Below are 15282 nucleotides of genomic sequence, written 5' to 3'. Positions count from 1 at the left end.
TAAAAAACTTACAAAATATAATTCAAAATTAGTATTAAAATTTATAACAATATGATTTATTTATGAACAACTTTTGCTTTGTATTCTTACCTTTGCAAAAATTTTTATTTATGTCGAATATATATTTAGGATATCATTTTACAATTGAGCCAAAAGAATTGGGTTCTGAAATTTTAGTGGCTGAATTGGGCGAAAAAGCGTTTGAAAGTTTTACAGAAACTGAAAACGGAATTTCGGCTTTTGTGAAAAAGGATTTATGGGATGAGAATATCCTGGATGATATTTATATTCTACAATCTGAGGAGTTTAAAATTGAATATACAATTGAAGAAATCGATCAGGTAAACTGGAACGAGGAATGGGAAAAGAATTTCGAGCCAATTGACGTTGATGGGAAATGCCATGTTCGCGCTCCTTTTCATGAAAAAACAAATGCAGAATTTGATATTGTGATTGAACCAAAAATGAGTTTTGGAACTGGACATCACGAAACCACTCACATGATGATTCAGCATTTACTGGAAATGGATGTTAAAGGTTTAAAAACGCTTGACATGGGTTGCGGAACTGCAATTTTAGCCATTTTAGCCGAAATGAAAGGCGCTGAACCAATCGATGCCATTGATATTGACAATTGGTGTTATTTAAATTCTATTGAAAATGCCGAACGCAATAATTGCAAACACATTTCCGTTTATGAGGGCGATGCAGCTTTATTGGCAGGAAAAAAATACGATTTAATTATTGCCAATATCAACCGAAACATTTTGTTGAATGATATGCAGGCTTATGTTGATAGTTTAAATCCAAAAGGAATTATTTTATTCAGTGGTTTTTATGAAGAAGACATTCCGTTTATCGATGCTTCATGCACAGAAAAAAGTTTGACGTATGTTAAAAAGTTACAAAGAAACAACTGGGTTTCATTAAAATACGTAAATTAGATAGTAATTACAAAGTACAAAAACTAGATAAGATGAGTACTAAAGAGAAAGTAAGAGAAAAAGTCCGCGAGAAAGAAGCGGCTGTGTTCAATAATGAAATCATTATGTATAACGATGATGTAAATACATTTGACCACGTTATTGATACTTTAATGCGCGTTTGTGACCATACGGCAGAACAAGCCGAACAATGTTCCTTAATTGTACATTACAACGGAAAATGCACTGTAAAAACAGGACCAATAGAAAAACTTAAACCTCAATGTACACAACTTTTGGAAGCTGGACTAAGTGCTGAAATTGTTTAATTTACCAATAATTTAAAAAACATTCTATTTTATTTTATATTTGAAATAAAATAGAATGTTTTTTTATGGAAGAATATGGTAAAATATTAATTATTGCAATGCCTGTTTTTTTAGTTCTAATTGTAATTGAAAAACTTTACGGCATTTACAAAAAGAACGATACTGCTCCATTAATTGACAGCGTTTCCAGTATTAGTTCCGGAATTACCAATTCTGTAAAAGATGTTTTAGGACTCAGCATTACTTTTCTTTCTTATGAGTGGATGGTTTCTAAAATTGCATTTTTCCATCAGGAAGCCACAGTTCTATCTTACGTCATTGCCTTTTTTGTTATTGATTTCTACGGATATTGGAGTCATCGACTGGCACATCAAATTAACTTTTTTTGGAATAAACACGCCATTCACCACAGCAGTGAAGAGTTTAATCTTGCCTGTGCGCTGCGCCAGCCTGTAGCGAGTCTGGTTAATTTATTTACTTTTCTGCTTATTCCGGCAGCATTATTAGGAGTTCCGGCTTCTGTAATTGCCATAACACTTCCGCTCCATTTATTTTTACAGTTTTGGTATCATACCAAACACATTAAAAAAATGGGATTTGTAGAAAAAATTCTCGTAACGCCTTCGCATCATCGGGTTCATCATGCCATAAATCCTGAATATTTAGATAAAAACCATTCGCAGATATTTATTTTCTGGGATAAACTTTTTGGAACTTTTCAGGAAGAATTAGACCATGTTCCTCCAGTTTTTGGAATTACAAGACCTGCCAATACATGGAATCCGATAAAAATAAATTTTCAGCATTTAACTTTATTAATAAAAGACGCCTGGCGAGCCGAAAGCTGGAAAGATAAACTAACCATTTGGTTTAAACCAACAGGCTGGCGTCCTGAGAATTTCGAAGAAAAATATCCGGTTAACAAAATCGAAAATGTATTTGATTTTGAAAAATACGGAACACAGAATTCCAAAAAACTTATTTATTGGTCGGTTGCTCAAATTTTAATCACACTTTTGTTTGTGAGTTATTTATTTGAGAATATTGCCAAAATTGGCCTGCCAAATATTTTTGTTTACGGGTTCTTTATTTTTATAACCATTTACAGCAGCTCTGAACTAATGGATAAAAGCAGATTTGCTATTGTCTGGGAAGGTTTTAGATTGTCTCTGGCAACAGCTGTAATTTTATTTTACGGCGATTGGTTTGGTCTCAACACCGTTTTCTCTTTAAGTAATTATATAATTTTAGGTTATTTAAGTGTATCTTTTTTAATAACGATTTACTTTGTAACTGTCGATTTTAAAACTAACCAAAACCAAACCATAAATTCACAAACCGCATAATGAAAAATATTCTATTTTTTAAAATTTATACTGCATACTGCTTTATTTATCTGCTTATTTTATATCTGGGATATGAAAGTTTAGACTGTTACCTAAAACCTGCTTTAATTCCGCTGTTAATTTTAGGCGTGTACTTTTCTAAAAGATTTCCAACTCAAAATTTACTTTTAACCGCATTACTCTTTTCCTGGATTGGCGATGTAATTCTGCTTTTTTCAGATATTGCCGAAATATATTTTATTCTGGGATTAATTTCTTTTCTAATTTCCCACATTCTGTATTGTGTGCTTTTTAACAGGCAGACTAAAGAAAAAATCAAACGAAATTCAATTATTTTTATATTTGGAAGTATTCTTATTGCCGTTTATTTAATTGGAATGCTTTCTGTTTTACTGCCTTCATTAGGCGATTTAAAAATTCCGGTTATCGTATATGCGAGTGTTATTTCAATAATGCTTTTGTTTGCTTATAACGGACTTTTAATCTGGAAAAAACCAGCCAATCAGCTGGTGTTTTTTGGTGCTTTGTTTTTTGTAATTTCAGATAGTATTTTGGCTCTCAATAAATTTTATATGCCGCTCAAAAAAAGTTCATTTATTATTATGCTTACCTATCTTGTGGCACAATATCTGATTGTAATTGGTATATTAAGACTAAATGGAAAAAAGGCTGAATAAATCTCTTTTTGATAAAGATTTAGATTAACGATTAAAAATCTTATTAATCTTTTAATCTGTGGCAAAACCTTTTTTACATTTGCATGACTAAAATAAACCTCAACCATGAAAAAAACAGCTCTTTTCATTATTCTATTAATAACTGCAGCTTCTTGTATAAGCACAAAATCGACTTTAAAAAATGTAGACGATAATGCTCCTGATTTAGTTTTAAATAAAAACAATACGTTTGTAATTTCGCTATTCAGCAAAGACAAAAAGTATGGTTATAATCCTGATTATCCTGTAAATATATTTTTTAAAAACACCCGTGACGAAGCAACGAACGAAGTGCGTTTTTTGAATGCTTTAGCCGGACCAAACGGAGAAAAAATCACATATAAGCGTTTAGAAACCTGCTGTCCTTTTCCAACAAAAAGAAGCGATATGGGCGCCGGATTTTTAAATGTATATGAATTAACATGGGAAGGACAGAAAAAACCTGTAACGCTGTATTTAAATATTTATGAAAAAGGAATTTTAATGGTTCCGATGGGATTGACTTTAAAAAAGGAGTAAAATTTACAGGAATAAACTATAGTTAATCTGAAATAAAAATGCTTAACATACTGCCTTTACTGCTTATTATTTTTCCAGTTTTATCACAATTACTATTAGGAAGTTATTCAATCTATAAATCATCATCTTTAAAATTTAGTCCTATTTCATGGATAAATTTCCTCCTTCAGATTATATTTTCTTTTGCTGCTTTTAATATTGCTGATTATAATCTTGCAAAACAATATGAGCCGAATCCTGTAAGATGCGGTATGCCGCTTGTAGGAATGGCTGTCGCTTGTTTCTTTTTTATTTTTATCCTGATTATAATTATTGTAATTCAATTTTTAATTAAAAGATGGAGAGCAAAAAGAAACACAGTATAATCTAAGTTTGAAAAAGCAGTAAACTGCAAAACTGCAGAACATGATAAATATCATTTATTAGTTTCTTTTCAAACTTTAATATTGCACCGGAAAAAGCATTTAATCATTATTAAGAAATTTTAGAAATTCGTTACTGCTGTTAAGGTCTCTATCAGCTATTGTGTTCTAAAAATAATCTTAAATCTTCATCTGCTATTCATAAATCATGACTACCTTTGCATTGCAAAAAAATAATTTTATGAACTTACAACATATTCCACAAATCAAGCACACTGAAAGCGGAAATTTCTTTTTATTGGCGGGGCCTTGCGCTATTGAAGGAGAAGAAATGGCTCTTAGAATTGCTGAAAAATTAGTTGGTATTACCGACAACTTACAAATCCCTTATGTATTTAAAGGATCTTTTAAAAAAGCAAACCGTTCAAGAATCGATAGTTTTTCTGGAATTGGAGATGAAAAAGCTTTAAAAATATTAAGAAAAGTTTCAGAAACTTTTCACGTTCCAACTGTTACCGATATCCATACAAATGAAGATGCCGATATGGCTGCACAGTACGTTGATGTTTTACAAATTCCTGCGTTTTTAGTTCGTCAGACAGATTTAGTTGTTGCTGCCGCTAATACAGGAAAAACAGTAAACCTTAAAAAAGGACAATTTATGAGTCCGGAAAGTATGAAACATGCTGTACAAAAGGTTTTAGACTGTAATAACGAAAACGTTATGGTTACAGACAGAGGTACTATGTTTGGATACCAGGATATGATTGTTGATTTTAGAGGAATTCCTACTATGCAGCAATATGCGTCTACGGTTTTAGATGTTACACACTCTTTACAGCAGCCAAACCAAACTGCTGGTGTTACAGGAGGAAGACCTGACATGATCGAAACAGTAGCAAAAGCGGGTATCGCTGTAGGTGTTGACGGTATTTTTATCGAAACACACTTTGACCCTGCAAATGCAAAAAGTGATGGTGCTAATATGCTTCATTTAGACTATTTTGAAGGTTTAATGAACAAATTAGTGGCTATTAGAAAAACTGTAAATGCCTTTTAATTTATAATACTTAAGTTCTTTGAAAACAAAAATTTTATTTTTCTTACTGGCTTGTGTTTCTTTAAACACATTTGCTCAGGAAGAAATTCCAGTACAAAAATACGCTGCTCACAACAAAGGAAAATTCTTTGTTATGTGGGGCGGAAACAGAGAAAGTTACTCAAAATCTGATGTAAACTTTCGTGGTAAGGATTACAACTTTACAGTTGAAAATATGTCTGCTCATGACAAACCAAAAGGATGGCATGTAGATTATATTAATCCTGCAAATATGACTATTCCTCAAACCAATTTAAGACTTGGTTATTTCTTTAGTGATCATTACAGTGTAACAATTGGTGTTGACCACATGAAGTATGTAATGGCACAGAATCAAATTGCAAATGTTAATGGAAATATTAATTTACCTGCAGATGATCCCGGCTCAATTTACAACGGTGAATACAATAACAGACCTGTAGATATGTCTTTAAATGGAGCCATAGAAGGTGGTTATGACAAAGGTGTCACTAATCCAAACGGTCCTGCTTTTTTAATGTACGAACATACAGATGGTTTAAACTACATTAATACTGAGGTTGCCAGATTTGATGATGTTTCTAAATGGTTTGGGCTGCCAAATATTGATAAAGTTCAGATCAACTTAACTGAAGGATTAGGAGCGGGTATTTTATATCCAAAAACAAATACTACTCTTTTAGGTAAAGAACGTCATGATGATTTTCATGTTTCCGGATACGGTGTTTCTGCAAAAGCGGGTCTAAATATTACTTTTTTCAAACATTTCTATGTTCAGGGAGAATTAAAAGGAGGATATATCAACATGCAGGATATTAAAACTACAACAAGTAATGAAGATAAAGCTTCTCAGCATTTTACTTATTTTCAACGAATTATTGCTGTTGGAGGAATCTTTAGAATCTAATTTCAGTTAGAAAATATATTAAAAATAGTTATCATTAATTTGGTAACTATTTTTTTTATTATTTACTTTGCAACTCAAAGTACTTTAATATTTATTTGAAATATGAAAAAGCAAAAATACATTTTCCTGATTATCACATTTGTGCTAAGCTTTGGTTTGGCATTATTTGTCGCAGTGAAAGTTTTCCCAAACAACCCATTTTCAAAAAAGAAAACTGAAAATATTCAATCTGATAAAATTAAAAGCGGCGATATTATCTTTCAAACTTCACAGTCTCCTCAATGCGAAGCCGTTCGAATTGCTACTAATTCTAAATTCTCGCATTGCGGTATTATTTTTAACCTCAACGGGAAATGGTTTGTTTTTGAAGCTGTGCAGCCTGTAAAACTTACTCCTTTTGATGAATGGATCCAGCACGGTAAAAACAATAAATATGTCGTAAAGAGATTAAAAAATGCTGAAACCGTTTTAACTCCGGAAGTACTGCAAAAAATGGAAAATTACGGCCAGCAGTTTGACGGAAAAGAGTATGATGCTTATTTTGAATGGACTGATAATAGAATTTATTGTTCTGAATTGGTTTGGAAAATTTATAAAAATGCGGCAGGTATTGAACTATCAAAACTAAGAGAATTGAAAGATTTCAATTTAGAAGACCCGAGAGTCAAAAAAATTCTTAAAGAGCGTTATGGCAATGATATTCCTCTTGAAGAAAAAGTTGTCGCTCCCTCCGACCTAGCCGATTCAAATTTATTAAAAACTGTAATAGACAATTATTAAGAAATAAGTTAAAAGCTAATTCTAAACCCGATTAGCTTTTTATTTTAACTATTTACTTTGAATTTCAAAGAACTTTTAACCAGCACAACTATGAGAGATTATTTAATTGAAAAATTATACGAATGCACTAAAAAGCCGTATCAAAAATATTTTAAGAAAAACGAGCCTTGGAATATTGATAAAAAACAGCTGTTTAATTTTCCTAAAGATAGCTTAGGATATGGTTTAGGAAATTTTCTACATAAAAATCATTTTGATATTCAGGAGAAATTGGAAGATCACGATATTATACATGTTCTTACGAATACCGGAATTTCTGTTTATGAAGAAATCGGCATGCAGTATTATCTTTTCGGAAATGGAAAAAGAAGTTTGTATTTGTATATGGTTATTTTATCCGGAACTCTTTTTTATCCCAAACAGATAAAGTATTTCGTTGAGCAGTATAAAAGAGGGAAACAAGCACATTCATTTCATTATCTGGATTTTTCAAAAATGCTTTCAATGCCTATACAATCTATTCAACAAACTTTTAATATTTAAGATCATGAAAACAATACACAATAAACACTTTGAAGAAAAACAATCTACAGAACTGGCTGTTGGAACTTTTATTATCAGCACACTTTTGTTTATGCTTTATATCATTTCAAATGAAAGTCCTAATATTTTAGTAATTGCATGGCCGTTTGCCTTATCAGGAATAGTACTTAATGCGATTATGCTTTTTCATCTAACCGAAAGGCTTATTCATTTACCGGAATATCGAAAAGATATTGGATTTAAAATTCTAATTGTTCTTTCTAATATTCCTATTACATTTTTGTATTATCTGGTGGTGATGAAAATTAATTGAGTTTTATGAAATAAAAAAAGCCGTGAGCTATACTCACGGCTTTTTCTTTATAATCTATTTTTAAAATTTTAGTTTGCTGCAGGAATAACAATTCCGGTTTGGTCAATTAAATATAATAATGACGTCATTGTTGCTGCACCTAATTCTAATTCTCTTTTGTTAATAGCATCAAATTTATCGTTTGCTGCATGGTGGTAATCAAAGTAACGTTGTGAATCTGGTTTTAAACCTGCTTTAACGATCGCTTTAGACGTTAAATGACTGATATCTGAACCTGCGTGCCCAATTGTAAAACTGTGTACTAAATAAGGCTCAAAAAAGTCTTTAAATCCTTGTATTTTTTTCAAATTGACATCGTCAGCTTCAATAGAAAATCCTCTTGGAGAAAATCCGCCTGAATCGCTTTCTAATGCAAAAATGTGATTCTCTTTATTTTGCTTTGAAATTTCTTCGTATTTAGCACCGCCTTTTCCGCCGTTTTCTTCATTCATAAACAATACTACACGAATTGTATTCTTTGGTTTGTAGTTTAGGTTTTTAAGAATACGAACTGCTTCCATACTCTGCACTACTCCTGCTCCATCATCATGAGAACCATCAGCTAAATCCCAAGAATCTAAGTGACCGCCCACAACCATAATGTTTTCAGGACTTACAGTTCCTGTTAATTCTCCAACAACGTTATGTGACAATACATCCGGCAGCGTTTCGCAAGATTGTTTGAAATAAAATTTTAAAGCTGGATTTGCTTTCAAAGTTTTACTTAACAATTCAGCTCCGTTTGTACTAATTGCAGCAGTTGGAATATATTGTTCTTTTGGTAAATCACCATAGCTTTGTGCTCCTGTATGTGGGAAATCATCTAAACGCAAATTCATAGAACGAACAATTGTTCCTACTGCTCCAAGTTTTGCCGCTTCTTTTGCACCGGCATATCTTTGGTCTACACATGCACCGTATGATGTAAAAGTTTCAATGTTTTCAGGATTCATTGGTCTGTTATAAAACACAATTTTTCCTTTTACTTTATCAGCACCAAGTTCAGCTAATTCTTTAATCCCCTGTACTTCGATTATCTCTGCTGTAAGTCCTGTTTTTGGAGTTGCAACAGACCCTCCTAAAGCACAAATTGGTACATTAGTTTTTACTTTTCCGTCTAAGATATAAGCAGTTTCTTTTTCACCGCGTACCCAGTGAGGAACCATAACTTCTTGTAAATATACTTTATCAAGACCTATGCTTTCTAATTGTCTTTTAGTGTATTCTACTGCTTCTGCAGCACCTTTTGATCCAGACAAACGACTTCCAATATCGTTAGAAAGATATTCTAACCAAGAATAACACTTCGCTTCTGTTAAAGCTTTTTTATAAAATAATTTGATGTTTTTTTCATCATTTGACTGCGCAAATAATGTCAATCCGTTTAAAACTAACGCAGTTAAAAGAATTGTTTTTTTCATAGTTTTTTAGCATTTTGGGTTTCTTCCAATTTCTTGGCTTATTCCACAAAGAAACAAAAATTCTATAAAATTGTCAGAGTTTTTCCATATCCTTTCTCAAAAAAAACTCTAATTACAAACCTGTTAGTTTATAATTAGAGTTTTTATGTTTTTAATAAAATAAAGCTATTTTACTTCGATAATTTTATTTTTCGTTCCTATTCCGTTTTCATTAAAAGGCTCAATTGTAAAATAGTATTTTGTTCCTTTATCTAAACCTCTAAAGTCATAAGAATTGTCGCCGTAAACCATAATACTGTTGTATAATTTATCTGGTTCAATTCCGTAATAAATATTATATCCAACGGCATCATATTGCTTTTTCCATGAAATCATGGCATTTCTGGAATCTGCTTTATTTCTGTCTACTTTAAAAGAAGCAACAGCTTTTGGTTTTGCTGCTAATCCGTTTCCAAAAACCCTGAAATCAGAAATCGCAAATAATCCAGATGCATTATGAATGTTTTCCATCTTAATATAACGCGCTTTAAATGATTTTGTAAGTTCTACATAGTCATGAGGTGCATCTTTATCATTTTTAGATTTATCTACAACCAAAGTCCAGTTTTGAGCGTCATCAGACATGAAAATTTTATACTGATAATAAATATCCATTGCTTTATTAAACTGAGTGGCTTTATGATCGGCATAATTAATCTGCAGCGCATTTATTTCCATCGGTCTTCCTAAATCCATTTGCAGCCATTCTCCAGCATTACTTGTTTTAGCAGACCAATAGGTTTGAATATTTTCATCTGTAAGGTTTTCTGGCCCGTAACAGAATTTCTCATATACTTTTTTCCCTCCGTTATCCATTCTGTGCGTTTCAACTTCCATACATTCTTCAGAAGAGGAAACGGTTACAGGCTTTTTATATGAAAGCAGCATCCAGCCAGATGAAGCTCCTTTGGTTTGATCACGCTGGCTTGTTGGCAATACAATAGGGAAATCTCCATAAGCAGTGATAGAATACATTACATCATCTTTATCAAATCCTGCCGGAAACATATCTATACGACGTTCAAAACGATCTTTGATTGAAATTTTACAGGTTCCTGTATTCCAGTAATTTCCGTAATTATCAGCAAAAGTATTTCCGTGCCCTGCTCCAATTACAAATCCGCCTGGTTTATAAGACATCGGATTGTGTTTTTGATAGGTAAATGGTCCAAGCGGATTATCTCCAACATGAACTCCATTTGCATAACCTTTAAATTCTGTTGCCGGTGCACCGTACTGCATGTAATATTTTCCGCTGTGTTTGGTCATCCACGCTCCTTCGATAAAATTCCCCCAAGGTGCAGGTTCCATATCATTGTTTGGTCCAAAACGTTCCCATCCGTGTTGAGAAGGTTCTAAAATAGCAACTTCTTTAATTTGTCCGTATGTTTTTTGAATATCTTCAACTTCTGTTGCTTTGTATAATGTTGCATAATCTGCCTGATTTCCTTTTGGAAGCCATGTGTTATAATCTACTTCAACGCCCACTAAAGGCAATTTTCCGCTTGAACCATAATACATGTAGACTTTTTTATCATCATCCTGAAAAATAGCAGGATCCCAGGTTGGCAGCATTGCCTTATCTACGTGACGTGTCCATCTACCAGATTTTGGGTCGGCAGTTTTCCAGATTGGATGATCTCTTTTCCAGGTTGAACCTACATAAAACAATGTGTCATTTACTACCCAGGCCGCTGGTGCGCATTGGTCATCGTCGCCAGGCTGTCTTTGAAAACTTCCGTAAACAAAATTCCAGTCTGACATATCTTTACTCCAAAAAAATCCAGCCTGATTGGTAGCAAATAAATAATATTCGCCTTTATAAGTAATAATTACAGGATCGGCGCTGGAACGGCGAGATTCAGGAATTCCGTTATGATTGTGTGTCGTAAAATTATAACCAATGTTAATTGGATTACAATAAGTAGTTGCGGGTTTTGATGGATCAAACCATTCCGTTTTACCCGAATTTTGTGCCGAAAGGTTTTGACTAAAAAATATCAAACCGCATAAAACAGGCAGTACAAGTTGTTTATATATATTTTTCATGGTTGATTGTTTGTAAAGTTTGAAAACTTACTTTTTTGCTTTTAATCTTTCGCTTAAAAGTTCTGGCTCGTTGGTTGTAATGTAATTGAATTTATGTTCAATAATCCAATCCATATCTTTAGCGTCGTTAACAGTCCAGGCATTTAGAATAATTTTGTTATCTTTTGCTTCCTGTATCCATTCTGGATGTTTTTGAAAAACAGAATAATGATAATCAACACCGTTAATTTTATCTGCTTTTATTTCTTTTGGAGATTTATTTCCTTCTAAATACTGCAGAGAAGTTTTAGAATCAATTTCTCTGATTTTCTTTAGAATATCATAATCAAAACTGATGTAGCAGGTGTTTTTATCGGCTTTTAATTTTTTAATGGTTTCGACTGCTGCTACACCCGTTTTTTGTCCTCTTTCTTTACTAATTTCTGAAGGTTTGATTTCACAGACCAAAAGTGTGTACTTGTTATTTCGCATTCCTTCTGAAATGTATTCATGAAGGGTTGGGAGTTTTTCTCCGTTTGAAAGTTTAAACTTTATCAAATCTGCATAATTTGTTTCTTCTATAAGAAGTTTATTGTAATGCGCATCATGATTGATTACAAGTGAATCATCAGCCGTTCTCCAGACATCAAACTCTGAACCCGGTAATTTTAAATCAATTGCATGTCGTAATGATGCAATTGAATTTTCGGGCAGATTATTTTTTTTCCAGGCGCCGCGATGAGCAACTATCGCATTTTTTTGGGCATTGCAATATGAAAAAGCGATAAGACATATTGCACTAAATATTTTTAGAGTATTCATTATAACGTAGTTAAAAAATTACAAAAATGGCTCTTCAGTTTAAAAAAAAGCCCTCCAAACGAAGGGCTTTTAACTAATCAATAAACCAACTATTTAGTTAACTCAAAACTAACTTTCTTATCGGCATTTGAATTTCCTCCAACGAAAATATCAAACTGTCCAGGCTCTGCTGCAAATTGCAAATCAGAGTTATAAAATTTTAAATCTTCAACAGTAATATCAAAACTTACGGTTTGTTTTTCACCTTTTTTAAGTGCTATTTTTTGGAAACCTTTTAATTCTCTAACTGGTCTTGTTACTGAACCAACTAAATCTCTAATGTATAACTGAACGGTTTCTTTTCCGTCAAAATTTCCAGTGTTTGTTACATCAACAGTTACTTTCAATTTTCCAGATGGATTCATTTTATCAGAAGAAATTTTCAGGTTTGAATAATCAAAAGTCGTATAGCTTAAACCAAATCCGAATGGGAATAAAGGCTCATTTCTTTCGTCAATATAATTAGATCTGAATTTTTCGAATTTACCTTCTGTATTAGAAAGTGGTCTTCCAGTATTTTTGTGTGCGTAGTAAATTGGCAGCTGTCCAACGCTTCTTGGGAAAGTTGAAGTCAATTTTCCAGAAGGATTTACATCTCCAAATAATACATCAGCAATAGCATAACCAGCTTCTGTACCTGCGAACCAAGCATTTAAAATTGCAGGAACTGTTTTCTCTTCGTCTGTAATTACTAACGGACGTCCGTCAAATAAAACTAAAACAACTGGTTTTCCTGTTTTTAATAAAGCGTTTAATAAATCTTTTTGCGCTTGTGGAATTTCTAAGTTTGTACGGCTGCTAGATTCTCCGCTCATCTCTGCAGATTCTCCAAGTGCTGCTACAATTACATCTGACTGCTCAGCTACTTTTAAAGCTTCTGCTAATAATTCTTCTTTTGAACGAGCATCACGATGTAATGTTTTACCAAACATTGTCGCATTGGATTCAAAAGTTTCATCGTAATCTAAATTGCTTCCTTTTGCATATAAAACTTTAGTTCCAGCTCCGGCAACTTCTTTAATACCTCTCAATAACGAAACGGCATTTTCCATTTTTGTAGCCACACTCCAGGTTCCTGGCATGTTTTCTTTAGCATCTGCCAATGGTCCGATTAAACCAATTGTTCCAGATTTTTTAAGTGGTAAAAGCTGGTTTTGGTTTTTTAATAAAACTAAAGATTGTGCTGCAATTTCACGTGCTTCTTTTCTGCTGTCTGTTGTGAAGATTTCAGTTTTTGCTCTTTTCTCATCACAATATTTGTATGGGTCCTGAAATAATCCTAAATCGTATTTTGCTTCTAAAATAAGTTTTACAGCATTATCTATTGTTTCGATTTTTACTCTTCCTTCGTCTAAAGATTTTTTTAGAGTTCCTAAGAAACCTTCTCCAACCATATCCATTTCAACTCCAGCGTTTAATGCTAAAGCTGAAACATCTTGAAGATTCCCCATTCCATGTTCGATCATTTCAGGAATTCCTGTAAAATCAGTTACTACAAATCCTTTAAAACCCCATTGTTTTCTTAAAACATCTGTCATTAACCATTTGTTTCCAGTTGCTGGAATTCCGTCAACTTCGTTGAAAGAAGCCATAACCGAACCTACACCAGCATCAACTGCTGCTTTGTAAGGAGGAAAATAGTCATTAAACATTCTAATATGGCTCATATCAACCGTGTTGTAATCACGTCCGCCTTCTGGTGCTCCATATAATGCGAAGTGCTTAACACAAGCTAAAATTGAGTTATTTTTTGAAAGATCATGCTGCTGATATCCGTTTACCATCGCTTTTGCAATCTGGCTTCCTAAGTATGGATCTTCTCCCGAACCTTCAGAAACTCTTCCCCATCTTGGATCACGAGAAATATCAACCATTGGAGAAAATGTCCAGTTGATACCGTCTGCACTTGCTTCTTTTGCAGCAATCTGCGCACTTCTTTCAATTAAGCCCATATCCCAAGTACAAGATAATCCTAACGGAATTGGGAATGTTGTTTCGTAACCGTGAATTACGTCCATACCAAAAAGCAACGGAATTTTTAAACGGCTTTTTTCAACCGCAATTTTCTGTACTTCTTTAATTTTTTGAACTGATTTAATGTTAAACAAACCACCCACTTTTCCTTCAGCAATGTTTTTTGCCACATTTGAGCTGTTTGCCTGACCTGTGGTAATATCACCAGATGTTGGCAGGTTTAACTGACCCAATTTCTCGTCTAAAGTCATTTTTGACATTAACTCCGCCACAAATTCAGACTTTGGTTTAATTTTCACTGTATTTTTAGCCGGCTTTTTTTGAGCGTAACCCAAAACAGCGCATCCTAAAAAAAGTAAGACTAATTTGTTTTTCATTCTATTTTATTTATTTGTTTGTATTTGTTTTTTTCTGCTGAAACATCCAGTCGTAGATTTCCTGATTATCATACACTTTTGTCCAGCTGTCATGATTTGCATCATCAAAAATGGTAAGCTTTACGTCTTTTGCATTACACTTTTTTAATTCTTTATAAATCGTAATTGCATAATTCACATTCACCACATCATCTAATAATCCGTGGAAAATTCTGGTAGGAATATTGGCTATTTCACAAGCGTGTTCTAACTGAATTAAATCTACAAAGCCAGCGACAGGTACGTTTGCTGCAAATAGATCCGGATGTGCAAAAGCCAAATTCCAAGAAGCCCAGCCTCCTGAGCTCAAACCAGTAACATATATTCTGTCTGAATCGATTTTGTTTTCTTTCTGAATTTTTAAAATCAGCTGATAAATCGATTCTATATCCCAGTTCTCATCTTCCTTGCATTGCGGAGCCAGAACGTAGGCGTCTAATTGATGTGTTTTTAAATATTTTAACGGACCATGAACTTTTACTTTTTCAAGGTCTGTTCCTTTTTCTCCATCTCCAGAAATAAAAACTATTAGAGGCTTTTTCTCTTTTGTATTTGCCTGTTTATGCAAAACATAACCAAGCTCATATTTAGACATTATAACTGTATTGATTTTCCCCGTTGTTTCGGTCTGCCCAAAAACAACGATAGAAAGCAACAGAAATAAAAATGCTAATGTATTTTTCATAGA

Annotated in this window: 16 protein-coding genes; 11 read left to right on the top strand and 5 right to left on the bottom strand. The window is 33.2% G+C overall.

Annotated elements, in window-relative coordinates:
• Positions 1 to 110 precede the first annotated feature (110 nt).
• From prmA to PQ462_RS08330, 11 genes are all read left to right on the top strand, one after another.
• Positions 111 to 944, top strand: a complete 834-nt coding sequence (prmA, locus tag PQ462_RS08380) for a 50S ribosomal protein L11 methyltransferase (RefSeq protein WP_274253090.1) — start codon at positions 111 to 113, stop codon at positions 942 to 944.
• Positions 945 to 976: 32 nt separating this feature from the next.
• A complete protein-coding gene (locus PQ462_RS08375) occupies positions 977 to 1252 on the top strand; it encodes an ATP-dependent Clp protease adaptor ClpS (protein WP_012025489.1) in 276 nt (91 codons plus the stop codon).
• Between the two features lie 65 nt (positions 1253 to 1317).
• Positions 1318 to 2598, top strand: coding sequence for a sterol desaturase family protein (locus tag PQ462_RS08370; protein ID WP_274253089.1), 1281 nt, complete (start codon positions 1318 to 1320; stop codon positions 2596 to 2598).
• Complete coding sequence (locus PQ462_RS08365) at positions 2598 to 3275, top strand: lysoplasmalogenase (RefSeq protein WP_274253088.1); 678 nt, start codon at positions 2598 to 2600, stop codon at positions 3273 to 3275. The genes PQ462_RS08370 and PQ462_RS08365 overlap by 1 nt, the downstream gene beginning before the upstream one ends.
• A 105-nt stretch (positions 3276 to 3380) precedes the next feature.
• Positions 3381 to 3833, top strand: a complete 453-nt coding sequence (locus tag PQ462_RS08360; RefSeq protein WP_274253087.1) for a 2-dehydro-3-deoxyphosphooctonate aldolase — start codon at positions 3381 to 3383, stop codon at positions 3831 to 3833.
• Positions 3834 to 3871: 38 nt separating this feature from the next.
• Positions 3872 to 4198, top strand: a complete 327-nt coding sequence (locus PQ462_RS08355; protein ID WP_274253086.1) for a hypothetical protein — start codon at positions 3872 to 3874, stop codon at positions 4196 to 4198.
• Between the two features lie 238 nt (positions 4199 to 4436).
• Positions 4437 to 5255 (top strand): 3-deoxy-8-phosphooctulonate synthase, encoded by an 819-nt coding sequence (gene kdsA, locus PQ462_RS08350; RefSeq protein ID WP_044047846.1) that lies wholly within the window; start codon positions 4437 to 4439, stop codon positions 5253 to 5255.
• A 19-nt stretch (positions 5256 to 5274) separates the two neighbouring features.
• The gene (locus tag PQ462_RS08345) at positions 5275 to 6180 is read left to right on the top strand and encodes a hypothetical protein (protein ID WP_073409173.1); all 906 of its coding nucleotides are present in this window, start codon (positions 5275 to 5277) and stop codon (positions 6178 to 6180) included.
• A gap of 102 nt (positions 6181 to 6282) precedes the next feature.
• The gene (locus PQ462_RS08340) at positions 6283 to 6960 is read left to right on the top strand and encodes a YiiX family permuted papain-like enzyme (protein ID WP_274253085.1); all 678 of its coding nucleotides are present in this window, start codon (positions 6283 to 6285) and stop codon (positions 6958 to 6960) included.
• Positions 6961 to 7050: 90 nt separating this feature from the next.
• Positions 7051 to 7503 carry a Coq4 family protein gene (locus tag PQ462_RS08335; protein ID WP_012025497.1) on the top strand — a complete coding sequence of 151 codons (453 nt, stop codon included), beginning with the start codon at positions 7051 to 7053 and terminating at the stop codon, positions 7501 to 7503.
• Positions 7504 to 7507: 4 nt separating this feature from the next.
• Positions 7508 to 7816 carry a hypothetical protein gene (locus tag PQ462_RS08330; RefSeq protein ID WP_274253084.1) on the top strand — a complete coding sequence of 103 codons (309 nt, stop codon included), beginning with the start codon at positions 7508 to 7510 and terminating at the stop codon, positions 7814 to 7816.
• A 68-nt stretch (positions 7817 to 7884) separates the two neighbouring features.
• Here the strand turns inward: PQ462_RS08330 and PQ462_RS08325 are convergent, their stop codons facing one another.
• The 5 genes from PQ462_RS08325 to PQ462_RS08305 all read right to left on the bottom strand — a co-directional run bounded on the left by PQ462_RS08325 (position 7885) and on the right by PQ462_RS08305 (position 15279).
• Positions 7885 to 9276, bottom strand: coding sequence for a M20/M25/M40 family metallo-hydrolase (locus tag PQ462_RS08325; protein WP_274253083.1), 1392 nt, complete (start codon positions 9274 to 9276; stop codon positions 7885 to 7887).
• Positions 9277 to 9441: 165 nt separating this feature from the next.
• Entirely contained in the window at positions 9442 to 11364 is a 1923-nt protein-coding gene (locus PQ462_RS08320; protein WP_274253082.1) for a discoidin domain-containing protein, read from the bottom strand.
• A gap of 27 nt (positions 11365 to 11391) precedes the next feature.
• Positions 11392 to 12165: a glycerophosphodiester phosphodiesterase family protein gene (locus PQ462_RS08315; protein ID WP_274253081.1), complete on the bottom strand. Its 774-nt coding sequence runs from the start codon at positions 12163 to 12165 to the stop codon at positions 11392 to 11394.
• Positions 12166 to 12254: 89 nt separating this feature from the next.
• Positions 12255 to 14555, bottom strand: coding sequence for a beta-glucosidase BglX (gene bglX / locus PQ462_RS08310; protein WP_274253079.1), 2301 nt, complete (start codon positions 14553 to 14555; stop codon positions 12255 to 12257).
• A 10-nt stretch (positions 14556 to 14565) separates the two neighbouring features.
• Positions 14566 to 15279, bottom strand: a complete 714-nt coding sequence (locus PQ462_RS08305) for a prolyl oligopeptidase family serine peptidase (RefSeq protein ID WP_274253078.1) — start codon at positions 15277 to 15279, stop codon at positions 14566 to 14568.
• Between the last annotated feature and the right edge of the window lie 3 nt (positions 15280 to 15282).

The sequence above is a fragment of the Flavobacterium sp. KACC 22758 genome (assembly GCF_028736135.1).
Lineage (GTDB): Bacteria > Bacteroidota > Bacteroidia > Flavobacteriales > Flavobacteriaceae > Flavobacterium > Flavobacterium johnsoniae.
Note: the sequence above shows the minus strand (reverse complement) of the source record. Positions and strands in the feature narration are given on the sequence as shown.